Below are 25,513 nucleotides of genomic sequence, written 5' to 3' on the forward strand. Positions count from 1 at the left end.
AAAGGCCTTAGGCCTCTTTCAAGCGGAAGGTTTCGTTCCTTGATATAACGTTCGCTTAGGATACGCAAGCGCAATCGTTAATGCAACGATAGCAATCGTATAGTAAACGAAGCTCGGTACGGGTATCGGATCGCCTGCCGCATACGAATGCATACCGGAAAGGTAAAAGTTAACTCCGAAATAAGTCATAATAATCGAAGCAAACGAAACGGTCGATGCTACGGCAAATACAAACGGCGTATTGAGCTTCGGCACGAAGCGAAAATGTACGACGGCCGCGTATACTAAGATGGAAACCAACGCCCACGTCTCTTTCGGATCCCAACCCCAGTACCTCCCCCACGACTCGTTCGCCCATACGCCTCCCAAAAAGTTACCGACCGTTAAAAGGCTAAGTCCTAAAATCATCGCCATTTCATTGATACGCGTCGCTTCGATAATATTGCGATCCAACTCTTGATTGCGGTTATGTTTGGCTTGGTTACCGCTACGCAAAGTAAATAAGACGAGCGTAAAAAAGCCCAAAAGTGCGCACAAACCGAAAAAGCCGTAGCTTGCCGTAATGACGGAGACATGAATATTGAGCCAATACGATTTTAAAACCGGAACCAGATTGGTAATTTGCGGATCCATCCAACTTAAATGCGCCACAAAAAGCGTAATACCGGCTAAGATCGACGTTAACGATAAAGAAACCACCGATTGGCGTGCGAAGAAAATACCCGCTAACGCAATAGCCCACGCGATATAGATCATGGATTCGTATCCGTCACTCCACGGTGCATGCTGTGCGATGTACCAGCGAAGACCGAGTCCGGCACTGTGAACTAAAAAGCCGATAACCGTCAGCGTTAACACTGCTTGGGCTATCCATTGGATAGAGAGTTTTGGTTTAACCATTTTGGCGAAAATAAAGCATAAGAGTATCAACCCGCTTAAGAGATAAAGCGGCGTCAAACGATCGAAAATTTTTGCATGGTTAAAAAAGATTTCCGCTTTAATGCGGCTTGATGCGGGAATAATGTCGGCTCCGTATTGTTCTTGGTAAGACTGAAGTTTATCCAGTGCTTTGTCGGCATTGTCCCAGTTGCTTTTTTCCAAGCCTTCTCCGATCGCTTCAAAATAACCGCCCAACAATGCCCGCACTTCATCGCCCTCTTGTTTTGAAAAATTCATTACGGCTTCTTGAGGTGCAAACCATCGTTTCGAGAGGTCGTTTTGTTTCGGGATCATTTTAAAAATTTCTCCGGTATAGACCATATAACAGATGTTAACGCGTTCGTCGACTTTTAAGACGTCTTTATCAAACTGGTTGCGTAATGCGGGTTTTTTTCGGTTGGCTTCTTCGGAAAACTTCGCCAGTTTAAAGCCGTGATCACCCTCTTTTTCAAAAAAGTCGTTAAAGGACGCGTATTTTTGATTGTCGGGAATCCCGATCATCTTTTTGAGTTCGGGATGAAACACTTTGATAATCGGAAGCGATTGCCACTCCGCCGGAGAACTCATCATGCTCAAAACGACTTGATTGGCATTCATACCTTGATACGTCGAACCACCGTATACTTTGTTAAGCACTTCGAATGCAACGGTATCGATCGGTTTGATACGCCCGTCCACGCTTTGCACCAACACTTTACCGAAACGATCGGCATGTTTGACGTCGTACTGTTTCAAAAAGCTTAAATACTCTTCTGTAGTATACGCATGTAAAGGCTGTGTCCACGTTAAAAGCATCGCGCTTACGAGTACAAGCACCGATTTCATCTTAACCGTGTCGCGCTGAATCATAAACGCTAATTTGCGAAAACGGCTTTGGGGATTGAGCAGGTTTAAAAAAAGTCCTAAACTTAACAAAAAGTATCCTAAATAAGTCGGAATTTTTCCCGGATCGTTATTGACCGATAAAATCGTACCCTTTTCGTCTTTATCGTACGATGATTGGAAAAAACGGAATCCTCGGTAGTCCAAGACGTGATTCATATAGATACGAAACGGCAAACGTACGTTTTGATCTTTATCGACGACTTCAACTTCGCTGGCATATGACATCGGCGACATGGAACCTGGGTATCGATCTAATTGAAATTCGTTCAACTGAATGGAAAAAGGCAACGTAAACGTCTTCGAACCCCATTCAAATACAAACGGAATGCCTGCAATTATTATCTTCGTCGGCTCGCCTTTAGCACCTTTGCCTTGTCCGAACATCGCAACATCGTGTCGTTCGCCTTTAAATTCGACCGTCACGACCAACGCGGACTCAACACCTGCTTGAATCATCGGATTTTTATCTTCAACGACTTTCTCTTTTCCTTTTAAGCCGATATAACGCGGTGCAAAATTCATAGTACCGACGGTATAAAGCTGTCCCGTCGTGAACGCTTCTTTACGGTTTGCCTCAAACGTTCCGCGCGTATTTTCCGCCATTTTAAACCACGATACGTTTTCGTCTGAGAGCATGTAAAAGCTTTCGTTTTCCCTAAAAAAGCGTACTATCGGCTTACTCGGTTTATCAAGTTTCGCATTGAAACTAAAAATATAATCGGGTGTTTCGTAAAATTCGCCTTCTTTGAGTGCAATACTTAAACTCTCCCCGTAAGCACTGAGTATCATGGAAATCATCGCAACGCCGTTAGGATCGTCAACAACTTTTTTAGTCGCCCGCGGAAAATACTCTTTAAAACTTACATGTGCTTTTTCGCCGCCGACGTCCAAGCCAAAATTAAAATGATTCCCGCCCATTTGGGAAAGCAACAGAGGATGCGCATAACTATAGCTTTTCCCCTCTTTGAGTGCGGAAGCTTGTACAAACGCTTCCGAAGAGAGTACGCGGTTTTCTTCCATACCGTTTCGAATGTGCAAAGAGCCTTCAAAACCGAAATAACGCGTCATCCCCGAACCGATAAGAATCAAAAGAAAACTAAAATGAAACATCAAAGAAGGAAGTTTATCGCGTGTGTAGATTTTATAATGGATTATATTGTAAATGAGTACGATACCAAGAGCTATTTGCAGAAGTTCAAACCACCATGACGTATAAATCAGCGCCCAACTCGTCTCGGCACCGAAATCGTTCTCCACAAAAGTCGCAACGGCACTAAAAAAGCCAAAAAGCAAGAGCAAAACAATCGCAACTTTCATCGATAAAAGTTGCTTCAATACACCGTTCATTCCAAATTTCCTTCGTAACAAAATAGGGGTATGTTACCTTTTTAGAGTAAATAATTTATAAATCATTAAAGAAGCGGTAGCCTCATCGTTTCAGAGGCTACATGTAAGCAGTTTTAATCTTATCCACCGAGGTATTTTTTGCGGATCGTGTCGTCTCCGATCATCTCGGAAGCTTTACCGCTCATCACGATTTTGCCGTTTTCTAAAACGTAGGCTTTATCGGAAATTTTCAACGCAGCAAAAGCATTTTGTTCTACGAGGAGGATTGTAATGCCCTCGTCTCTCAGGCGAAGTATCGTCTCAAAAACCTCTCCGACGATTTTAGGGGCAAGACCGAGGCTCGGTTCATCCAACATCAAGAGTTTCGGTTCGCCCATCAAGGCTCGCGAAATCGCCAACATTTGTTGCTCTCCCCCGCTCATCGTTCCCGCGAGTTGATAGCGTTTGTCTTTGATACGAGGGAAAAGCCCGTACATCGCATCGCGCAGATGTTCGTAATTTTCGTCGTTATTAAACGCGCCCATACGTAAATTTTCTTCAACCGTTAGGTTGATAAAGATTTTACGACCTTCCGGAACCAGCGAAAGTCCGTGTTGAACGAGCGTATGCGTTTTATGGTGTTTGGTATCGAAACCTAAAAAATTAATATCTCCCGTTTTTTTGACGCTGTTGAGCAGTGCTTTCAAGGTCGAACTTTTACCCGCACCGTTGCTACCGATCAACGAGACGATTTCCCCCTCTTTCACGTCAAAATCGATCCCTTTGACCGCTTCGATCAGTCCGTAATAGACATGTAGGTTTTTAACGTTAATCATGATGAAAATCTCCTAAATACGCCGAAATCACTTCAGAATCTTGAATCGCGTCGCTGGGCTTTCCTTCGAAAATGGTTTTACCGTAATCAAGCACCAACACTTTGTCGCACAATTGATTGACGAATTTCATATCGTGTTCGATCAAAAGTACCGTTAAGTCGAAATCTTCACGCGCTTTTTTGATGATGTTTCCCAACTCTTCCGTCTCGGAAGGATTCATACCCGCTGCGGGTTCATCGAGTAATAACAATTCCGGATTGGTCGCCAATGCACGTGCAATCTCGACTTTACGTTGCTGTCCGTAACTCAAATCGACCGCTTTGGCATAGGCAAACGCACTCATTCCAAAATAATCCAAAATCTCGAATGCGCGTTTTTTGATGCGTTTTTCTTCGCCGATAAAACGCGGAAAACGCGAAATAGCTTCAAAGAAACTGTAGCGTGCTTGGAAGTCAAATCCGATCAAAACGTTATCCAAAACGCTCATGCTCGAAAAAAGACGAATGTTTTGAAACGTTCGAGCAATACCGCGGCGAACGATTAAATGCGGTTTCAATCCGTGAATCATCTCATTTCGAAAAATGACTTCTCCTGAACTTGGTTCGTAATTTCCCGTGATGATGTTAAACATCGTCGTTTTACCTGCGCCGTTAGGCCCGATCAGTCCGAAAATCTCTTTTCGATCGACGCTAAAACTCGTCTCTTTAATCGCCGTTACGCCGCCGAAATTTTTAGTGACGTTATTGACATGTAAGATCATTTCGCACTCCTTTTACGGCCTTTGAAAAGATCTTTTAGCTCTTTCTTACCCATAATGCCTTCTCGGGCAAAGAGCATAATAAAAATTAAGATTAACGAAAAGACGACCATACGCAATCCGGGCATTGCCGGCGTCGTATAACCGAAAAATTTCATCGGTTCGTCCAAAAAGCGCATCCATTCGCTTCCGCCCATCACTAAAATCGTTCCGACAATCGCACCCGTCGTACTGCCGAGTCCTCCGAGCACGATAATAATCAACAATTGAAACGTAAAGAAAAAGTCAAAAAGATCAGGTGAAATGCTTGTTAGCAATGCCGCCAAAAGCCCGCCGCCGACGCCTTCAAAAAAAGCACTCGTGCAAAAGGCAAAGGTTTTGGCTTTAAAAGTATTGACACCCATCGCAATCGCCGCATCTTCATCGTCGCGTACCGCTTTCATAGCACGTCCGAATTTAGAATTGACGATGTTCAAAACCGTTATAACCGCGATAATCGCAATACCGCCCGTCCAATACAGATTAGAAAATTCGGGAATATCGTTTAGCCCTAAAGAACCGTTGGTTACTTCGGGATAATTGATCGCAAATATTTTGATGATAAATCCAAAACCAAGCGTTACGATCGCCAAATAGTCTCCTCGAACCCTAAAAACCGGGAAAGAGAGTACCAACGCCAAACATGTCGCAAAAAATCCCGACAACACTAACGCAACCACGAAATTGGCATGCAAGCTTAACACGAAAGGATACGGATCGACGATCGCGTATTGGTACTGTTTGGCTTCGGGAGAAACCAATAAAAGCGCGGTGACGTAAGCGCCGATAGCGACAAAACCGTTCGGCTCGAGCGAAAACTGCCCCGTAACGCCGTTAATCAGATTGTAACTGACCGCCAAAATCGTAAAAATAGCGATATTGTTTAAAATACGAATCGTATATTCGTCAAAAAAACTATTGGCGATACCGATAAATCCGATAACGCCGAACACGAATGAAAGGTTAATCCATTGATCTTTTTTTACCGTCATCTTAAAACCTACTCTTTTCAAAATCAATTCCTAAAATACCGGTCGGTTTGAACAATAAAATTAAGATCAGAAAGATAAACGCAAATGCATCTTTGTATCCGCCCAACTCCGGGAAAAAAGCAATCACGACCACTTCGGTAAATCCGATAATCAACCCTCCTAAAACGGCACCGCCGACGCTTCCGATGCCACCGACTACCGCCGCCGCAAACGCTTTAAGCCCGACTAAAACACCCATCATCGGATCAACGGAAGGATAATTTACGACCCAAAATATACCGCCGACCGCCGCCAGTGCCGAGCCCATCCCAAAAACAATGGTGATGATACGATTGGCGTCAATCCCCATAAGATTGACCGTATCGACGTCGAACGCAAGGGCGCGAATCGCCATGCCATACTTGGTTTTAAACAAAACCCACAAGATAATCGCTAATAACATAGCCGTCAAAATCGGTACGATCAAGGCCGATACGGGAATCGTAAGTCCACCGAATTCTAAGATATCTTCCAAAACGCTCGGAACGGGGAAAGCTCTTGGAACGCCGCCGAAAAAAACGTTAAATGCGTTTTCTAAAAAAAAGCTGACGCCGATCGCCGTAATCAACAAAGAAATTTTGGGGGCGCTTCGAAGCGGTCGATAGGCGATTCTATCGCTTGCCATACCTAAGAGTGCTGAACCGACGATCGCCAATAAAACGGCGGCAAGGAACGGGAGTTCCAAAACGGCTACACCGAAAAATCCTAAAAATCCGCCGACCATCATAATATCGCCGTGCGCGAAATTGATCAAGCGAAGTACGCCGTACACCATCGTATACCCGATTGCGATCAGCGCATACATACTACCAAGGCTAAAGCCGTTGATCATCTGTTGCATAAACATTGTAAAATCCAAATAGATGCTCCTAAAAAATTTTAAAAAACTTACCATACTCTGACATGTATGGTAACTTGTCTAAAATTCTCTCCCCGAAACGAGGAGAGAAAAACGTCGTTCTTTTAAGGATTGACGGTTGCTTTGTAAACGGCTTTTGCGTTTTGAACGACTTTGATAACCGCTGAACGCGTAGAGTTACCGAGTTCGTCCATGGAGATCACGCCGGAAACGCCCTCAAAACCTTTGGTTTTTTTGATTTCGTTATTGACGCAAATATTGTCTTCGGGATTAGCACAACGGTTCATTGCGTCTACCATTAAGTTGTAGGCATCTGCACCAAGGGCGACAAACGAGTTGACTTCTTGTTTACCGGTTTTGGCGGCATACGCTTTGATGAATTCTTTTGAACGTTCTGTCGGAGGAGCACCGTAATCAAAGAAATCCGTAAACATGTAGCCTTCAACCGCATCGCCGCCTAAGTCGATAAAGGTTTGATTGGCAACGCCGTCTCCCGAGAACATCGGTTTATTAAGCCCGATTTGTTTTGCTTGACGTGCAATCATAGAAACTTCGGGGTGATACATCGGCAAGAACATAAAATCAGGATTTGCCGCTTTGATTTGAGAAACGACGGCTTTAAAGTCTTTATCGCCGGAGCTCACTTTGATCTCTTTAACGATTTTACCGCCGGCAGCGCTAAATGCGTCTTTGAAAGCTTTGGCAAGGCCTAAAGAGTACACTTGCGCTTGATCGACTACGATGACCGCCGTTTTAAGTTTCAAGTCTTTTGCCGCATAGTTGGCAACGACTGCACCTTGGAATGAATCGGTAAAACAAACGCGGTTAGCAAATTTTTTACCTTCGGTCAATTTGTCGTTCGTTGCAACGGGAGCAATGACGGGAATCTCTTTTTTATCGGCAATAGCCATGACTTGCGCGGTATTCGTGCTGGTCAATTCGCCGATGATACCGACGACTTTATCGGAACTAATCAAACGCGTCGTTGCGTTGGCAGACTCGACTTTATCGCCTTTCGTGTCGATCAATACCAATTTGACGGTATCTCCGTTTTTAAGTTTCGGTTGTAACGAATGTGCAAATTCGATACCCTCGTTGCACGTTTGTCCGTATGCGGCAAGCGGGCCGCTCATCGACATAACGACACCGACGTTAATCTCTTTCGCAAAAGAAGAGCTTGCTAAAAGAAGAGCGGAAGCGGCTAGAACAGATAGTTTTCTCATGTATACTCCTTGTAGTAGTAATCAAACAATATTACAGAAAAGTTACTTAAGCAAGAATCTAAAAGAAGTGAAGTTGTGTATAAAAAATAGACAGTTAAGAAAAGGAGTAAAAAAGAAACTCCGCCTCATAACGAGGCGAAGTTATCAAGGCATGATTAGAATTTATAGTTAGCTTTTACCCAAACGTCATTGCCGTCGCCGTCTTGACCTTGTTTCTCATATTGAGCACCGAGGCTAAAACCTTTAAGAGCCGCGTCAAATTTGTAAGTACCGTATACTGCGGTTGAAGATACATCTTCATTAATACCTGTACCCATTTCAGCTAAAACATAGCGAGCACCGATATTTGCAGCAGCTGTAATGTCATAGTTTAAGTCGATAAGGTAAGATTTCGTATCTCTATGATAGCCGTTCATAGCAATAACAGGATCGGTATAAAGAAGATCTGCGCCGTTGCCTAAACCGGAAGCAATAGTATTACCGAAAACTGCATCGTCACTTACTTGAGAGAATGCAACCGTTCCGTTGATGCCTTTAAAGCTTAAGCCTGCTTTAACAGCGTATAGATTGATTGTATCGTCTGGTGTACCGGCATTGTCAAATGCATTGTAGTAATCTTGAACACCTAACGTATAGCCAATCTCGCCTGCTTTGCCTTCATAAAGAGCTTCGACATATACGATATTTACATCGACCGTATCAAAAGCTTCAGCATAAGCATAAGCACCGGTTAACGTTAAACCCGGAATTGATTTATTAATAGCAGCAACTGTATATGCTCCATCATTAATATCAACACTTGCTGTATTAGTTGAAACATTTTTTCGTGAGAACTTGCCTACATTACCATCACCGTCTGTTCGAGATTGCCATTTTTGAACATAACCGGCAATCAATGTCGTATTTGGAAGATCCGTATTGATAATAGCAGCACCTTCAAATGCTTCTTTGATAATTCTTGAACCGCTTCCGCTTACAAGAGGCGTATCTAAGAACATACGACCGACCATTGCCGTTGTTTTACCGGCAGAATATGCAAGATAAGACTCAGACAATACAGCACCTGAACCGTACATATCACTATTATAATAAGCTTTACCATCAGAATCGGCAAATGGAGAAGCACTTCCTTGAGCTGTTAAACCTAAGCTAAAACCGTAAAATGAAGCCGTTTTATAACCAAGCATGATACCCGTACTAAAAATATCCGCTCTATCCATGCTATCGTCATCGTGTGAAAAATAGTAAGCTTTTAACTCACCGTTTACAGAACCTTGTTTAAATGCGTCAGCCAATGTGTCTGCCGCGAAAGAGCTGGATGCAAGACCAGCAACTACCATAGCCGCCAAGCTAAGTTTAGCTAATTTCATATTTTCTCCTTGAAAATTTAGATTACTAAATGATTACAAAGCGAAGTATACAAAAAAAAAATAGAAAGTCAACTAAAAAAAGTGATGAAAAAGTAAGCTTTTTAAGAAAAATGCAGATTTAAGAAGAGAAACAGCGGTAAAAATACCGCTGTTCGACGATTAGGCAACGTATAAATTAGAATTTATAGTTTGCTTTGAACCAGAAATCGTGTCCGTCAACATCTTTTGACCAGTCTTGGTAAGAAACGTCTGTTGAAAAACCTTTAAGTGCGCCTGAAAATGCATATTGCATATAAACATCGGTATAACCTCTGTCTTGTACAGCTGAAGAATCTACTTTAACGCCCGTATATCTAGCACCTGCTAACAAACCGATAGCTTTGAAGTTGTAGTTTGCGTCAACTGAGTATGCTTTTGAGTCTTTATCATACGTTCCCGTTTTGCTTGAGTATGCTTTTGCAAACGCCGTTTGTGCACCGCCGCCGAAACCGGCACCGCCGTCAAAACCGTCTACATCTGCATCATCGGTAATTTTTGTATAGGCTACGTATGTTTTCAAATCGCCGTAACCTAAGTCAACTTTTGCACCGTACATTTTACCGTCTTCGCCTGCATCAGGAGATTTTAACTCGTAGTTTGCCGCCAAACCGTAAGAGATTTCGCCTGCTTTACCGGCATATGCTGCTTCTAAATAGTAGAAGTCAGCAAAATTATCAAGTCCTGCCCATTGTGCCGTTAAAGTTGTACCGGGGATTGATTTATTGATAGCAAGCAATGTATAAGCATATGCATCAGCTAATGTCTCTAAGTTTACAAAATCAGCAACATCACCACCGGTTGAACTACCTACGCCGTATTTTGAATATAGACTATTGGTTGTTCTTGCTTGGTATTTTGTTACAACACCCGCTGCCAAAGTTGTTTGAGGAAGATCGGTATTCAATAATACGGCACCTTCAAACGCTTGTTTGATCATACGTGAACCAGAACCGTTAACCAATGGCGTAGAGATAAATTGGCGACCGACTTTTGCCGTCGTGTTGCCGATAGAGTATTGGATATACGCTTCAGAAAGAACGGCACCTGAACCGTATTCGTCACCTTTGAAATCTGCTTTTGCATCGCTGTCGGCAAACGGCGCATAGTTAGATTGAACCGTTGCACCCAATTTAAAACCGTAGAAAGAATCCGTTACGTAACCAAGAATAACGCCTACGTTGAAGATGTCGGCATTAACAGATGTTGAAGAAGCTGAATTTTCAGCAGCGGTTGCTGAACCTTCTCTGTCGAAATACCATGCTCTTAATTCGCCTGATACTTTACCGTTTTTAAATGCGTCAGCCAATGTGTCTGCCGCAAAAGAGCTGGATGCAAGACCAGCAACTACCATAGCCGCCAAGCTAAGTTTAGCTAATTTCATATTTTCTCCTTTGAATTTTTTGAAGGCGAGATAAGTCTATCACAAAAACGAGAAAATTACAATAAATTAGGGGGAAAATGTCACGCAAAGTCCGATTTTCGGTTCACGCGATTAAAAGAATCCGAAGGAAGAGGTGTTTGGGCTCTAAAAGAGCGTCGGGAAGGCATTGTAGCATTCCCGAGCAGTCTTACATGTAAAGATTTTACATTCCGTACATCAGTTGCGGTAACCACAACGAAATGATCGGAATATAAGTGACGATCAACAATCCGACGAACAAGACGCCGACCCACGGAAGCGAGGCAACGACAACCTCTTTAAGGCTAAGTCCCGTCATACCCGCGGCGACAAAAAGGTTGAGGCCCACGGGCGGGGTTATCATACCGATTTCCATATTGACGACTAAGACGACGCCGAAATGAATCGGATCGATGCCGAGTGCCACAATGAGCGGTAAAAGCAAAGGAACGGTAATCATAACGATGGAACTCGGTTCCATAAACTGCCCCATCAAGAGCAACAAAACGTTGACGATAACCAAGAACATAATCGGTCCGACGTTCGCATCCATAATCAGCTTCGTGATTTGTTGCGGAATCGTCTCATCGGTTAAAAAGTGCGCGAAAATCATCGCGTTTGCAATGACGAAAAATATCATCGAACTTGTCAATGCCGACTCTAAAACGATCTTATAGACGTCTTTCATTTTAAGGTCTTTGTAGACAAAAACGGAGACGATGAAAGCGTAGACGGCACTTGCCGCACCCGCTTCGGTCGGCGTAAACAAACCGCCGTAAATACCGCCGATAACGATGACGATAAGCATCAACGCCCAAAACGCCTCTTTAAATTTGACCAGTCGTTCTTTAAAACTTGCCGGCGTGCCTTTTTTAAAGCCTAAACGCACCGCGCCGACATAGGTCAATCCCATCAACATAAAGCCGATCAAAAGCCCCGGAACGACGCCCGCCATAAAGAGTTTTCCGATGGAAAGATCCGCCGTAACGCCGTACACGATAAACACGATGGACGGAGGAATCAAAATACCCAAGCTCCCCGAAGTTGCGATCGTTCCTATAGCATAGCCTTTGGGATAGCCCGCTTCTTGAATCGCTCCGAACATAACCGAGCCGATAGCCGCAACGGTTGCCGGAGAGCTTCCGCTGACCGCCGCAAAAATCATCGCCGCAAAAATCGCCGAGATCGGAAGACCTCCGGGCAAATGCCCGACGATAGACTTCGCAAACTCGATGATACGATGTGCCGCACCGCCTTTGGAGAGAAACGATCCCGCTAAAATAAACATCGGAATCGCCATCAGCGAATATTTATTGAGCCCGTCGAAGACGTGCGACGTGATGCCCATCAAATCCATATCGGTAAAAAAATACGCCGTTATCAAGGTACTCGACCCTAAGGCTACCGAAACGGGAACGCCCAAAAACATTAAAAGGAAGAGTAAACCGAAAAGACTAAGCATCAACATGTGAGTTTACTCCTCTCATTTCCAAAGAATCGTGAAGCGTTTCAAGTTCGCTGTTGACGATAACTTTGTCGGCATCGGTCGCGGCGACTTCAAACACTTTTTCTCCGGCACGAAACGCCGCGCCGATAAAGGCAAAAGGTAAAACCAAATGCGGTATCCACATCGGTACGCGCAAATCGATGCTCATTTCGCCGAAATCAATCAGCATCAACACCAATTCGTACCCTAGATACGCCATTAGCACAAGATACAAACAACTAAAAAGGTGCGCCGCCATCAAGATGATTTTTGCCAACATAACGGGCAGTTTTTCCAAAAGCATCGTAACGGAGATATGCACCCCTTTTTTAAAACCGTATGCCGCCCCGAAGAGTGCCGACCACATAAAAAGATAGTTGGTCAGCTCTCCCGCCCACGTAATGCTCATATCAAAAAAATAACGTAGCACAACGTTGGCGAAGGCAAGAAGAACGCCCAGCGATATGCCGAACACGGCGATATTTTTATTAATCGCCATGACGCCGAGGTCTAAAATTGTAAAGTACTTTTTCATTGCCTTGCTTTCTATTTAGCGGCTTGCGCTTTTTTAATCAAATCTTCGCCGATCACGCTATAAAACTTGGGATAAATCGCTTCCATCGCTTTTTGCCATGCCGCTTTTTGCTCCGCGTTTAACGTATGAATTTTGAGATTGCCGGACGTTTTAGCATACTCTTTGAGTTTTGCCAAGATCGCCTCATCGTCTTCGGACGCAAGTTTGCGCTCATATTCCGTTGCCTCTTTCATTGCTTGAAGCACCATCGGTTTAAGATCGTTCGGGAATTTTTTCCAGAAACTCTCGCTCATAATGACCAAATACCCTAAATAACCGTGATCTGAGAGGGTTAAATCGCTTTGAACTTCGTTGAATTTTTTAGTATAAAAATTGGAAAGCGGATTTTCCGCACCGTCGACGACGCCTTGTTGCAATGCGGAATAGACTTCCGAAAACGGTAATACTTGCGGATTGGCATTGACTGCTTTAAACTGTGCTTCGAGTACATGTGAACTCATAATACGAAATTTGAGTCCGGAAGCGTCTTCGGGTTTCAAAAGCGGCTTATTGGCGGAAAGGTGTTTAAATCCGGCATCCCAATAATCCAGTGCGACAAAGCCTTTTGCCGTCACTTTGTCTTTCAAGATTTTACCTACTTCACCGTCGAGAACTTTGTAAAGATGGTCTTTGTCTCTAAACAAAAACGGTAAGTCGAAAAGCTGCATCTCCGGAACGATACTCGTAAATTTTGAAAAGCTCGGCATCGCAATGTGTGCGTTTCCTAGCTTCAACGCTTTCATCTCTTCGCCGTCTCCGTAAAGTTGTGAGTTAGGGAAAACGACGACTTCAACTTTACCGCCTGTCAATTCGCCGACGCGTTTTGCAAAGAAGTCGGCACCCATACCTTTGGGTGTATTCGGGCTTACGACGTGCGTGAGCTTAATCGTATACTCTGCGGCAATCGCAGATGAAACTAAGAGCGTAGCGGCCGCTACCACTTTGAGTAATTTTGTCATGTCAACTCCTTTATCGATGTATTTCTGTGTCGATTATAGGTGAAAGTTATGTCAAAATTATGTAATAAAAGCGTTAGGATTCGTTCGAAGTCAGATTTTAGGCGTAAAAGTTTCTTTTAGTAACCTTTGCGCCATGTAAAGGCTTTTTATGGTTTTACTAAGTTACAATTTGTAACCTATACCTTGAATATTTTTTAAAGTTCCCTCAGGAAGTTTCTTTCTTAAGTTTTTAATCATCAAACGAAGCGCGTTCAAGCTCATATACTCGTTTTCCCACAAATAGGTCTCAATCTCTTCGTACGTGATGATGGAATCTTTTTCCAATAAAAGTTCGATGAGCTTGGCTTCTTTTTTGGTTAACTCATACGCTTCCGTGCCGTCCGTGATGCTCTTTTGCGAAGCATCGTAATACCATCCCGAGGCAATTTCTTGCAGATGGCTTTTTTCTTTAGACTGTAAAAATTTTTCCAATGCGTCAAACAATTTCGGCTCGGTAATGGGTTTGACGATGTAGCGTAGTAAAGAGAGTTCGATAGCTTCTAACATGTAATCGACTTCGGTATACGCCGTGATAATAATCACATGGGCTTTTTCGTCATGTTCGCGAATCTTCTTCACCAAGTCGATGCCGCCGAGATGGGGCATTTTAATATCGGTAATCACCAAATCGGGTGCATATTTCACGAAAAGCGCATACGCCTCTTCGCCGTCGCTTGCCAAATAGACTTCTTGAAAAAGCAAGCATAAAAGCTCGTAAACGTTTTTGCGTACGCCCACATCGTCTTCGGCATACAAAACGCGGTAATTTGAAAGCTTTTTCATCATTTTTTCATCCATAACCGAACCTTTACGTTTCTTAAAAGAAGAGATACGCTACTCTCTTTCTAAAATTTCTTACTTTTATATTATAGCAGTTGCAACGGGAGTTTTTTGTGAAAATTATTAAAGAGAGCAATATCTCGAAAATCATTACGTTAAGTACCGTTTTTATCATTACCTCTTTAATGCTTTTTAACGGTTATTTTTTTATTACCAAGCAATACGAACTGCTAGACGCGCAAATCGAAGATACGCGAAAAACGTTTGAGACGAATAAACGCGCTTTACTTCAGCGCGAAGTCGATTCGATTATCAGCTTTATCGAATTTAAACTGCATCGCGCCGCTTCCGATACACCAAACGACCTAGCCGCGCTCAAGCAGGAGGCTTTTGAGTGGATTCGGCATATTCGCTACGGCGGACAAGAACATAATTATATTTTCGTTTACGAGATCAACCATATCGGCGGCGGCGATCGCTTTGCCAAAATGTTAATTAACCCCAACCGTCCCGACTTGGAAGGCGAGTATATCTCCGATGCGTACACCGACGAAAACGGCAAGGCATTTCGCAAAATCTTTTTGCACGACATCCTCGATCACGGTTATTCATTTGTAGAGTACCTCTACAAAAAACCCGGAACAAAGCTCGCTCGCCCCAAAGTTTCGTACTTTAAATTGTACCAACCGTGGAATATCATCATCGCCGCAGGCGTTTATCTAGACGACATCGACCAAGAGATTGAAGCGGCAAAAACACAATTTCAAGAAAAAGTGAAGATGGAAGCAACCTCCGCAATCATTATCTTTCTGCTCTTCGCTCTCGTCGCCAATGCGTTTGCGCTGATGCTCGGAAAACGCATCGAGCGTTTTTTAAAAAGCTACCACGCGCAAGTGCAACAAAAAGCCCAAGAACTCGAAACACTCAACCATACACTCGAAAGCCGCGTGCAAGAAGAGATTCAAAAAAACAGGGAGCAAGAACAACTCCTCATCCAAAAATCCAAATTTATCGCTTTAGGAGAGATGATTAGCAATATCGCGCATCAGTGGCGACAACCGCTCTCCCAACTCTCCGCGCTTTTAATGACCCTCAAACTCAAATACAATCGAGATATGCTCGATAAAAGCTCGATGGAGATCAAATGCGTCGAAGCGGAAAACATCGTCGAGTACATGTCGCATACGATTGACGATTTTCGTAATTTTTTTATGCCCAATAAAGACAAAAAACGTTTTTCGATTCAAAATTCCGTCGACGAGGTGTTGCGCATCATTCAAGAGGCGATTATTCATCACAACATCGTCGTGGACGTACGCATCGAATCCGATGAAAGTATCGTCGGTTACAAAAGCGAATACGAACAAGTCGTTTTAAACCTTCTTTCTAACGCCAAAGACGCCATTCTCGCATCGGGAAGAGCCGAGGGGTATATTCGCATTACGTTGGAAAGCGACGAAAAAAGCATTTACTTGAGGGTGGAAGATAACGGCGGAGGCATTAAAATAGAGCCGATCGAGCGTATTTTCGAACCTTACGTCAGTACGAAAGAGCAAAACGAAGGAACGGGCATCGGACTTTACATGTCAAAGTTGATTATCGAAAAAAGTATGCGCGGAAAGCTAAGTGCTCGGAACGAAAAAGAAGGGGCTATTTTTACGATTGAAATAGAAAAAGAGTTCAAAGAGGCGCTTGGCGGAACACCTCTTTGAGAAGATACTTTCGGAAGAAAATATGAAATTTGCTACTGAAAGTATAGGAATTCAAAGTAAACGATCGGTTAACAATAGTAAACCTTTTAACACTAGAAACGAATCGTCTCTTCTTGCGGAACGCTAATGACCTGATGTGCTTTATTGCGTACGCCCGGTTCGTCCGGTTCAGATGTCTTAGCGTTCGTATTTTTCTTTCTGCTTGCACTTGTTATCGGCTTTGACGCAGGAGCCGTTTGCGAAATCTTACCGTTTTTAAAATAACCGGCTTTGATGACGAAAAGCTCTTCCAAACGCATCCCGTTAAACGACGCATAGACCAAATCGCCTTCGTTGGCAAGTACCGTTTTATGGTTAAAGTTCACGTACGGTAATTTTCCGTTGGTCGTTTCAATGCCGTCGATTTCGTAGTTCCATAAAAGCGTGTTAGGATCATACGTCAAATGCAATACAACGCCTTTAATATAGTTTTTGCCGACCAAACGCGAAAGTTTAGGATTGGTATCTTGCGCCGATTGTGCGGAGACGTTTTGCGTATTGGCTTGCGGTTTTTGCGGTTGTTGGTTAAATGCACATCCTTGTATCCAAAAGACGAAAAATGCTACGCAAAGATACGAAATAATTCTTTTCAAAATAGTTTCCTTCAATACTTTTTGCGAATTATAGCAAAATATGCTAAACTTACGCTCCTACTATCTATGGGGCTGACATGGCTTCGACAGGAGTAGTTTTAGTTTATGGCTGCATGTCGCGAGTGAGGGTCTTGCGTTAGACAACCCTCAAACAATAACTGCTAACAACAGTAACTATCGTCCTGCTTACGCTCTAGCTGCGTAAGTTTAATAAATAACGGACTGCTCTCCCCTTCGATGCTATCTTAGGAGGTCTCGGAGAGTATCATAGCTTCGATAGCTATACTACATGAACGCCTTTACATGTAGCGAAGTTAAAGGCTCGTTTTGCGTAGTTTTCTGATTGTTGTACGAAGCAAAATTAAACACTATCAACAATATCTAAGCATGTAGACGTCATAGGCGGCTATTTTTGGACTGGGGTTCAATCCCCCACAGCTCCACCATAATTTGTAGGTGTTTTCAGTATAATACCCCATCCTCTTCGCAAAGGAGTTTTGATGGTATGGTATCTTTGGGCGATCTTAGGCGTTTTTGCTATCGTTTTCGAGATCGCGAGTCCCTCGTTTTTTGCTCTTTTTATCGGTCTTGGGTTTTTTGGTTCTTCTTTCTTGGCGTATTTCACGGAAAACTCTCTTATTCTTCAAATCCTCGTAGCCCTTTTAGGTATGTTCGTCGGCGCGGTCGTTTTTAAACGTCAAAGAGTCGCCAATGCACCCGCTTCAAAAATCGGACAATCCGACGAATTTATCGGCACGAAAGGTAAAGTCCTCAACGAAATCCTGCCCGATGCGCAAGGGCGCGTAAAGTTGCAAGCTCCCGTTTTGGGTAGCAGCGAATGGAACGCGCAAAGTGCAACCGACGCAACGATCGCGATCGGCACAAATATTGAAATCGTCTCTATCCACGGTCATTTTTTAATCGTCAAACCTATTTCAAACTAAAGGAGTTTGCGTGCATACCTCTATCGACCTTAGCCTTTCGTTTTTTATTATTTTGCTCTTAGCGGGCGGTTACCTTCTCTACCAAATGGTGCGCATCGTACCGCAAGGCGAAGAGTGGGTCGTCGAGCGACTCGGGAAGTTTCACTCCATCTTAAAACCGGGACTCAACTTTCTCATTCCCGTACTCGATCAAGTTCAAGTGAAACTCAACACCAAAGAGTTGATTCAACAAATGAAAGCCCAAGAAGTCATCACAAAAGACAATGCCGTCGTGATTATCAGTGCAGTGGTCTTTTATAAAATCAGCGATCCGGCAAAAGCGGTTTATTCGATCGACGATTTTGAGCTTGCCGTCGCCAATATGGCGGCAACGACGCTTCGCTCCGTCATCGGTAATATGGAACTCGACGCTTCGCTTTCAGGCCGAGAAGCCATCAAAGCCTCCGTTTCGGAAAAGATCAGCGACCATTTGGAACAATGGGGATTATCGTTGACCGCGGTCGAAGTCCAAGATATTCGCCCAAGCGACAGTTTACAAGAAGCGATGGAAAAACAAGCCGCCGCCGAACGTGAGAAAAAAGCACTCATTATGAAAGCCGAAGGCGAGAAACAAGCTGCCATCGCAAAAGCAGAGGGTTTTAAACAGTCTATGATTTTAGAAGCAGAAGGAAAACTCGAAGCTGCTCGTAGAGAAGCTGAAGCCAAAGTCGCACTTGCAAATGGCGACCAAGCGGCTATGGAAGCGATAGCATCACAAATTAAAAACGGCGATGCGCCGAGTTACCTTTTAGCGCAACGCTACATCGACAGCGTTCAAGCGTTGGCAAACTCCGCCAACAGTAAAGTCGTCTTTGTTCCATCCGATCTCAAACACTCGTTAGAAGGCGTCGCAGGCAATCTTAGCACACTTTTTTCCGCGGTCAAATAAGTGCAATTTCACGCCAAAAAGAGACTTTAAACGGTCTTTTTGGCGTGCTACCTCGATGCCAAAGTTTTTGCCAAAGCCCGTTGAATTCGCTCGTACTGCTTATCCATCGGATGACCTTTCGCCTCAAATGCCGTTAAAACCTCTTGATTTTCAGCATATTTTTTTTCCCAAATATCGATATCTTTTTGTTTATTGGCGATTCTTAGTTCAATCTCGTCAATGGCTTTTTGGCACTTCGTCCTCTCGCTTAGCAACTTGTCTTCTTTCTTAAATAAGCGCGTAATCAAGACTTTTCGAGGAAAAACTTTCTCTTCGCCGTCTTCGTTAAAACGTACCTCTTCGTCTTCGGACTCTTGGACTTTTCGCAATGTTTTATGAATTCCGTTTATCACGGCTTCCGTATGAGACCATTGCTCGTTAATCTTGGCCTTTTGCAAGGCATACTCTTGTTGGTCTAGTTTAAAGCCTTCTAATTTCGTTTTGATGCTAATGAGCGCATTTCTTTTATCGTAAACGGCTTGTTTGGCTTTTTTGTGCTGAAGCAAGGTCGAGCGAATCGTCGTAATATTCCACGCATGATTGCTTTCATCCAAAATCGGATTGGCCTTGTAGCGATTGCCGCGCGCGTCGATACTCTCGTTAACGCTAAAAAAGCTTAAAAATTCGATGGCCTTGCGATCGGCGTTGGAAAAGTGAAATAAAATATCCGATGCGATGAAAAGCATCAAACGATCGAACACTTCACGCAACAGATACAAGCTCAAGCCGCGCACGACTTTAGGATCGCTGATGTCCGTGTACGCCAAAACGATAATATCCATCAGGTTGATAAACGACGTGATAAACAGTTTTTTAAATTTGATCGGCGTGATTTTGCGAAAATTTAAAACCTCTTCAACCAGATAGGGCAAAAGCTCTAACGTTTTTTCGACATGTAACTCGTTGGGAAAAAATTTTTGCTTATACGCTTCCAGTCCGGCAGGATCGAGTCCGCATGCGCGTCTTTCGGCACCTTCGCCCAAAGCTTCGACGGCAAAAAAGCGTTTGGCGTAAACGATGCCGTCGGTACACAAAATCAAATCTTGCGTGCTAAAACCGAGCTTTTCGATCAGTTTTTCCCGCAAAACGTCCTTGTAGGAGAGAAAATGTTTGGGCAACTTGCAATTACGCAACGACGCGACGATTTCACCGAAAACGTTCTCTTCAAAATAATATAAACTAAGATGCACCTTGTAGGGTTCGGGATCAAACGTCTTTAAAAATTCGGCTAATCGCACTTCCACATCGCTAAATCTAAGGCTACCGTCATTGGGGTTCTCGAGAAAATTATTCATTTTATCCGTCAATAAAAAAGGTTCGTTGTGCCTATTTTACCAAAATATTCTACGATCGTACTTAGGGCTGACGATAAAAAGTTACCAAATGTTTTCAAAGCCCACTTTTGCGCTTCACGCGTTTATTATGTTACAATGCCCAATTCTCCAAAGGACATCCTCATTCATGAATCCGCTCTCCAAAAATGCACCCTTAAGCACTTCCATCGCAAAAATGCAAACGATTTTAGACGATCTGGGCTGTGCCGTTACCTTTGCAAGCGAAAAAAATCCGCTAAGAAACTGCTACTCCGTCAATCTTGCTTCCGTTGAGGCACCTCATCATATTTATTCTAACGGGAAAGGCACTCTTTCGCTCTCTTCCAAAGCGAGTGCGCTTGGCGAATACATCGAACGACTTCAAACCAATAACTGTTTCATCGACTTTCATCTTCCCAATCGCGCGTACTACCCAGACCAAAAAGTGTTTGAGTTTGGCGGTGAATATCTGAGTCCTTCTTTACATGTCATTTACAATCCGTCCAATGAAATGAGCCGTGAAGACTGGGTGGATTTTAACAGCGATTACCATGACAAAATCGTAGCGCTTCCGTTTCAAAGTGTTTTTGGCAAAGAAAAGGTTTATATTCCCCTCAATATTTTAAGCAATCTTTACGTGAGTAATGGACTTGCCAGCGGAAATACACCTGATGAAGCCAAAGTGCAAGCACTCAGCGAAATCTTCGAGCGTTATGCCAAAATGGAGATCATCAAAAACGCTTACGCGCTCCCTAAATACCCAGAGGACACCATCGCATCATTCCCTAAACTTCATGCAGACGTACTTGAACTTAGAAAAGAAGGGTTTATCATCGAAATTTTAGACGCCTCCTTGGGCGGAAAGTTTCCCGTCACCGCCATTTCTCTTATTAACCCGCGTAACGGCACGCTGTTTGTCTCATTCGGGGCTCATCCGATTTTAGAGGTTTCTTTGGAGCGCACCATGAGCGAGCTGATGCAAGGAAGGGGCATTGACAATCTTGACACGTTTGAAATGCCAACCTTTGACATGGCTCTGGTAGGAGATAGCTTCAACCTTGAGGCGCATTTCATCGACTCGAACGGCAAAATGGGCTTTGGTTTTCTAAGTGCCGCCAAAAGTTTTGAGTATGCACCGTGGCAGTATAAGGGTGAAGGAAGTAGCGACGAATACGTCTTTTTATGCGACATCGTGCAGTCCATGGGCAAAGAAATTTATTTGCGTGAATACACCTACTTAAATTTTTATTCGTGTCAGATGATCATCCCTAGTGTCTCAGAAGTCTATCCTATCGAAGATATGGTCTATCAAAACCGCAACAGCGGCAAATTCATTCGCTCCTTCGTACTCAATTTCAAAGAAGAAAACCATGAGGCACTGTTAGAAATTATCGAACCGCTCGAAGATTCACTCAATATGGAAAAATACATCGGTGTCATTTTCGAGCAAAACTTTCAGATGATCGACCTTAAGGCGCAAATGCATCTGCTTTTGGAAAATTATGAAGAGGCTCAAATGCTACTTGCCTTGAGTGAAAAACCTATCAGTAAACTTTTATGTGAAATCCTCTCCCTCAAAGCTCAAGAACATCTTTGGAGTGACTACGAAAGTGCCTTTGGGGACATTTTTGGTAAAGCGAACGTTGAACACGCCCTCAATATTTTAGACGGTAAAGCTTACTTCATAGATGTAAGCTTACACCAACACTATGTCAATATCCTTGATATGTACGACAGATTGGACGTTAAAAAAGCGGCAATGGTGGCTTAAACACTTTGACATGTAAAGAGTTAAGAAGCAGGTTGTGAGGCCGCCTGCTCTCTCAACTTATCTTTTTTACTTTTGCGTTTGCCTTTGATGGGCGCACTGCCTTTTTCTTTTTGAGGAGCAGTACCTTCAAGTTCAAACCCTTTGACTTGCTCTTTTTCAAGCTTGATGCGACACCGTTTTTCAATGAGTGCAAAATGCGCCTTGTCTTCATGGTCGATAAACGAGATCGCCAACCCCTCTTTGCCCGCACGCCCCGTTCGTCCGATGCGGTGAATGTAATCTTCGGTGGAGCGAGGAAGGTCAAAGTTGATCACGCAACTTACATCTTCGATGTCCAGTCCCCGCGCGGCGATGTCCGTGGCAAATAACACACGAATCTTGCGCTCTTTAAAGGACTTCAATGTCCATGCTCTGTCTTCTTGAATGAGATCGCCATGAAACGATTCGGCTAAAAAACCGTGCTTGCGAAATTTGACGGCAATGTTGTCACACGCGCGTTTGTTTGCCATAAAGACCAACACCAATTCCCAGTTGTTTTCACGAAGCAGTTGGCGCAATAGTGGCGCTCGGTTTTCACGACTCACTTCAATGACACGCTGGTGTATGCGTTCCACCGTTGGCGCTTCCGCTTCAATGCTCACTTCCACCGCACTTTTGGTTATCTTAGAAGCGATGGCTTGCATCTTTTCAGGATAGGTTGCGGAAAAGAGAAGATTTTGGCGTTTTTCTGGCAATACTTCGAGAATAGAACGTAACTCTTGCTCAAACCCAAGGTCGAGCATCTTGTCTGCCTCATCGAGTACAAAGAACTCCACGCGCGAAAGATCGATCTGTTTTTTACGCATGATGTCTAGCAATCGCCCTGAAGTCGCCACCACAATGTCGCACCCTTGTTGGATGTCATAGAGTTGCTCGCCGATCTTCTCGCCACCGATGACACTGACCACTTTTGGCTTTACATGTAAACATTTTCCAAAGCTCGCAAACGCCTCAGAGACTTGTACCGTAAGCTCCCTCGTAGGCGTTAAAACCAATGCCTTGATCTTCGCTTTGCCTTCATTTTTGCTCGCACTCCACAACTCCAAAATGGGCAATACAAACGAAGCACTCTTGCCACTTCCCGTTTGCGCTCGTGCCATGATGTCTTTACGCTCCAACACAAGCGGAATCACCTTTTTCTGAATCGGCGTCGCTGTGCTAAAGCGTGCTTCCACAAGCGCTTTTTGAAGAGGCAAAGAGAGTTTTGAAAATGGCATACATGCGTCCTTTAAGTCTTTATGCCATTGTAAGATAATCTCACTTTAGCCGAGGTTTGAGATTTACATGTAAAGACATTTTCGGCTATGATGGCGCGTTAATAAAGGAGAAAAGATGACATTTGAACTAGACGAAGATTACATCGAGTTGTATAAACTGCTCAAAGTGATGGGAGTTGCCGAAAGTGGCGCACATGCGAAGATGCTTATCGAAGAAGGACAGGTGAGGCGAAACGGTGAAGTGGAGACGAGAAAACGCGCGAAGATCGTTTCAGGAGAAAAGATCGAAGCGTGTGGTGAAATCATCGAAGTTGAAGCCATTTCTAGCTGAAATAGGACACACCTACTTTAAAAAACTTTTGTTTCTCTAATGTAATGTGGAGTATAGTACCTTCTTCATTTTACACACTCCTATGCACCCTCAAAATGTTTTTTGTCGCTACTGCATTCATAAAGGATGACTCAACGATGCTCAGTTTAAACAAAACGAAGCGAATTGTCGTTTTTATCTTAGGGCAATTCATTATGGCGTTAGGTGTCTCACTCTCGGTTAAAGCTAACCTCGGAGTTTCGCCAATCTCGTGTGTACCGTATGTGTACAGCTTAACGATGTCACTCAGTTTGGGCGAATTGACCATTTTGCTCAACCTTGTTTTTATTGTCTCACAAATGGCGGTTTTACGCAAAAATTACCAATGGGCACAACTGGTTCAACTCCCCTCCGTCATCGTTTTTGGGTACTGCATTGACTTTACGATGCATCTGCTCTCCTCGCTCTCTCCCACATCGTATGTCGCGCAAGTTTTTTGGTGTTTAGTGGCGTGTTGTGTGTTGGCATTTGGTATCTTTTTGCTCTTAAAAACACGTCTGACCTATTTACCGCTCGACGGTTTGGCAGTTGCCATTTCACACACGTATCATAAAGAATTTGGCAAAGTCAAAATCAGTTTAGACAGCACCATGGTCATCATCGGTGTCATCAGCTCTTTTGCTTTTTTAAATCGCTTGGAGGGCATACGCGAAGGCAGTGTTGTTGCGGCATTGCTTGTTGGAGCGTTGATTAAATTTTACAGTACAAAATTGGTGTTTGTCGAGCGATGGCTAGGAACATACACCGCACCTCAAACACAAAGCACCCAAGAAACAGCGCTCAACTCTCTGGTCATTACCATTTCAAGAGAGTACGGTAGCGGCGGGCATGAGATAGGAGCGATGATCGCCCAAAAGCTTGGCATTCCTTTTTACGACAAAGAGCTTATCAAACTGACCGCCGAAGAGACGGGCTACACGACTGAATACATTCAAGCCAACGAACAACATTTAGCCAGTGAACTCCTTTATGAACTTTACGAGCAAAACTACGCCTATGTAGATAACCAACTTCCGCCTGCCGATGTTTTGTTTATGGTGCAAAGTAAGATTATCCGCGATATTTGTGCTAAAGGGGCATGCGTGATCGTCGGTCGTTGTGCCAATTTTATCTTAAAAGATGACCCCAATTGTTTCAATGTTTTCATTCACGCTAACATGGCGTACCGTAAAACAAAAGTCAATGAAAAATACGGAGCCACCCCACCGTGCAGCGACAAAGACTTGGAGATGTCCGATAAAAATCGTGCCAACTACTGCCTACACTACACCAAACACGACTGGAAAGATGCGACCAACTACCATGTCAGCCTTGATGCTTCTTTGTATGGTTCCGAAAAAGCGGCTCAAAAGATCATCGAACTGTTGAAGGATTTTGAGCATTAACGTCTTTACATGTAAAGAGTAGATAAGGGGCGAAAGCTTGAGCGTTTAACCGCTTACTCACGCATCACATTTGATATAATTGGCTCTTAACAATTATTTGAGGAACCGATCATGAACGATTTAGAGCTGATAAAACGCTACATCGAAGCATACAACACCTTTGACATCGAAACGATGATGAGCACACTTCACCCTGACATCGCATTTCAAAACATTTCCAACGGCGAAATCAACGCCGAAACACACGGTATGGAAGCTTTCCGCACCCTCGCCGAACAGTCCAAAGGGCTTTTTGCATCTCGCAAACAGACCATCACCAATGTCGAAACCAACGAGTCCCAAACACGCATCGACGTCACATTTGAAGCCATCCTCGCCGTCGACCTCCCCAACGGACTCAAAGCAGGCGAGCTCCTCCAACTCCAAGGAAACTCAGAGTTTACCTTTCGCGATGGAAAGATCGTAAGCATTGTCGATAGGGCTTGATGGGTTTTACATGTAAAGAGATAAGCGGAGAAGTAAAAAGTTTAACCTTCCTATTTTTCTGACCCCTATTTTTCTTTTCAAGCAAAGCTCGACAAGCTACGCTAACGCTAAGTTTTCCTCGGCGGAATGCCCGCAC

General features: G+C 43.7%; 22 protein-coding genes and 1 other RNA gene. 8 read left to right on the plus strand and 15 right to left on the minus strand.

The features are described from left to right. Window positions 1–18: 18 nt before the first annotated feature. From ccsA to NL930_RS10640, 12 genes are all read right to left on the minus strand, one after another. Window positions 19–3,171, minus strand: a complete 3,153-nt coding sequence (ccsA, locus tag NL930_RS10585) for a cytochrome c biogenesis protein CcsA (RefSeq protein WP_254376653.1) — start codon at window positions 3,169–3,171, stop codon at window positions 19–21. A 119-nt stretch (window positions 3,172–3,290) separates the two neighbouring features. Beyond that, window positions 3,291–3,986: an ABC transporter ATP-binding protein gene (locus NL930_RS10590; RefSeq protein ID WP_060826539.1), complete on the minus strand. Its 696-nt coding sequence runs from the start codon at window positions 3,984–3,986 to the stop codon at window positions 3,291–3,293. After that, window positions 3,979–4,746: an ABC transporter ATP-binding protein gene (locus tag NL930_RS10595; protein WP_254376654.1), complete on the minus strand. Its 768-nt coding sequence runs from the start codon at window positions 4,744–4,746 to the stop codon at window positions 3,979–3,981. The genes NL930_RS10590 and NL930_RS10595 overlap by 8 nt, the downstream gene beginning before the upstream one ends. Beyond that, on the minus strand, window positions 4,743–5,774 hold the full coding sequence (locus NL930_RS10600) for a branched-chain amino acid ABC transporter permease (protein WP_060826541.1): 1,032 nt from the start codon (window positions 5,772–5,774) through the stop codon (window positions 4,743–4,745). The genes NL930_RS10595 and NL930_RS10600 overlap by 4 nt, the downstream gene beginning before the upstream one ends. 1 nt (window position 5,775) lies before the next feature. Continuing rightward, entirely contained in the window at window positions 5,776–6,672 is an 897-nt protein-coding gene (locus tag NL930_RS10605) for a branched-chain amino acid ABC transporter permease (RefSeq protein ID WP_231563851.1), read from the minus strand. Window positions 6,673–6,776: 104 nt separating this feature from the next. Next, window positions 6,777–7,895 carry an ABC transporter substrate-binding protein gene (locus NL930_RS10610; RefSeq protein ID WP_254376655.1) on the minus strand — a complete coding sequence of 373 codons (1,119 nt, stop codon included), beginning with the start codon at window positions 7,893–7,895 and terminating at the stop codon, window positions 6,777–6,779. Window positions 7,896–8,050: 155 nt separating this feature from the next. Then, entirely contained in the window at window positions 8,051–9,265 is a 1,215-nt protein-coding gene (locus NL930_RS10615) for an OprD family outer membrane porin (RefSeq protein WP_254376656.1), read from the minus strand. Window positions 9,266–9,440: 175 nt separating this feature from the next. After that, window positions 9,441–10,685 carry an OprD family outer membrane porin gene (locus NL930_RS10620; protein WP_254376657.1) on the minus strand — a complete coding sequence of 415 codons (1,245 nt, stop codon included), beginning with the start codon at window positions 10,683–10,685 and terminating at the stop codon, window positions 9,441–9,443. A gap of 202 nt (window positions 10,686–10,887) precedes the next feature. Then, window positions 10,888–12,171, minus strand: a complete 1,284-nt coding sequence (locus NL930_RS10625) for a TRAP transporter large permease (RefSeq protein WP_041962115.1) — start codon at window positions 12,169–12,171, stop codon at window positions 10,888–10,890. Beyond that, window positions 12,158–12,724 carry a TRAP transporter small permease gene (locus NL930_RS10630; protein WP_041962116.1) on the minus strand — a complete coding sequence of 189 codons (567 nt, stop codon included), beginning with the start codon at window positions 12,722–12,724 and terminating at the stop codon, window positions 12,158–12,160. Before NL930_RS10630 ends, NL930_RS10625 begins: the two co-directional genes overlap by 14 nt. 11 nt (window positions 12,725–12,735) lie before the next feature. Beyond that, entirely contained in the window at window positions 12,736–13,722 is a 987-nt protein-coding gene (locus NL930_RS10635; protein WP_254376658.1) for a TRAP transporter substrate-binding protein, read from the minus strand. Window positions 13,723–13,884: 162 nt separating this feature from the next. After that, window positions 13,885–14,559 (minus strand): response regulator transcription factor, encoded by a 675-nt coding sequence (locus NL930_RS10640; RefSeq protein ID WP_254376659.1) that lies wholly within the window; start codon window positions 14,557–14,559, stop codon window positions 13,885–13,887. 95 nt (window positions 14,560–14,654) lie between these two features. On the opposite strand from NL930_RS10640, the gene NL930_RS10645 reads away from it, so the two are divergent. Next, window positions 14,655–16,253, plus strand: a complete 1,599-nt coding sequence (locus NL930_RS10645; protein WP_254376660.1) for a cache domain-containing protein — start codon at window positions 14,655–14,657, stop codon at window positions 16,251–16,253. Window positions 16,254–16,345: 92 nt separating this feature from the next. On the opposite strand, the gene NL930_RS10650 is transcribed toward NL930_RS10645, so the two are convergent. Then, complete coding sequence (locus NL930_RS10650; RefSeq protein ID WP_060826547.1) at window positions 16,346–16,885, minus strand: hypothetical protein; 540 nt, start codon at window positions 16,883–16,885, stop codon at window positions 16,346–16,348. Window positions 16,886–16,953: 68 nt separating this feature from the next. Here NL930_RS10650 and ssrA point away from each other — a divergent pair. From ssrA to NL930_RS10665, 3 genes are all read left to right on the plus strand, one after another. Next, window positions 16,954–17,331: a transfer-messenger RNA gene (ssrA, locus tag NL930_RS10655) on the plus strand. Window positions 17,332–17,385: 54 nt separating this feature from the next. Further along, entirely contained in the window at window positions 17,386–17,829 is a 444-nt protein-coding gene (locus NL930_RS10660) for an NfeD family protein (protein WP_039672238.1), read from the plus strand. Between the two features lie 10 nt (window positions 17,830–17,839). Then, window positions 17,840–18,757: an SPFH domain-containing protein gene (locus NL930_RS10665; RefSeq protein WP_039672237.1), complete on the plus strand. Its 918-nt coding sequence runs from the start codon at window positions 17,840–17,842 to the stop codon at window positions 18,755–18,757. Window positions 18,758–18,804: 47 nt separating this feature from the next. Here the strand turns inward: NL930_RS10665 and NL930_RS10670 are convergent, their stop codons facing one another. Further along, complete coding sequence (locus tag NL930_RS10670) at window positions 18,805–20,091, minus strand: hypothetical protein (RefSeq protein ID WP_254376661.1); 1,287 nt, start codon at window positions 20,089–20,091, stop codon at window positions 18,805–18,807. 166 nt (window positions 20,092–20,257) lie between these two features. Here NL930_RS10670 and NL930_RS10675 point away from each other — a divergent pair, with 166 nt between their 5' ends. Beyond that, on the plus strand, window positions 20,258–21,880 hold the full coding sequence (locus NL930_RS10675) for a YcaO-like family protein (protein ID WP_254376662.1): 1,623 nt from the start codon (window positions 20,258–20,260) through the stop codon (window positions 21,878–21,880). Window positions 21,881–21,900: 20 nt separating this feature from the next. Here NL930_RS10675 and NL930_RS10680 read toward each other — a convergent pair whose 3' ends face one another. Then, window positions 21,901–23,136 (minus strand): DEAD/DEAH box helicase, encoded by a 1,236-nt coding sequence (locus NL930_RS10680; RefSeq protein WP_254376663.1) that lies wholly within the window; start codon window positions 23,134–23,136, stop codon window positions 21,901–21,903. Window positions 23,137–23,251: 115 nt separating this feature from the next. Between NL930_RS10680 and NL930_RS10685 the strand changes: the two genes are divergently transcribed. The 3 genes from NL930_RS10685 (at window position 23,252) to NL930_RS10695 (ending at window position 25,377) form a co-directional block, all read left to right on the plus strand. After that, window positions 23,252–23,467, plus strand: coding sequence for an RNA-binding S4 domain-containing protein (locus NL930_RS10685; protein WP_254376664.1), 216 nt, complete (start codon window positions 23,252–23,254; stop codon window positions 23,465–23,467). A gap of 137 nt (window positions 23,468–23,604) precedes the next feature. After that, on the plus strand, window positions 23,605–24,891 hold the full coding sequence (locus NL930_RS10690; protein WP_254376665.1) for a cytidylate kinase family protein: 1,287 nt from the start codon (window positions 23,605–23,607) through the stop codon (window positions 24,889–24,891). Window positions 24,892–25,002: 111 nt separating this feature from the next. Beyond that, window positions 25,003–25,377: a nuclear transport factor 2 family protein gene (locus tag NL930_RS10695; RefSeq protein WP_254376666.1), complete on the plus strand. Its 375-nt coding sequence runs from the start codon at window positions 25,003–25,005 to the stop codon at window positions 25,375–25,377. The last annotated feature ends 136 nt before the right edge of the window (window positions 25,378–25,513 follow it).

The sequence above is a fragment of the Sulfurospirillum sp. hDNRA2 genome (genome assembly GCF_024206095.2).
GTDB lineage: Bacteria > Campylobacterota > Campylobacteria > Campylobacterales > Sulfurospirillaceae > Sulfurospirillum.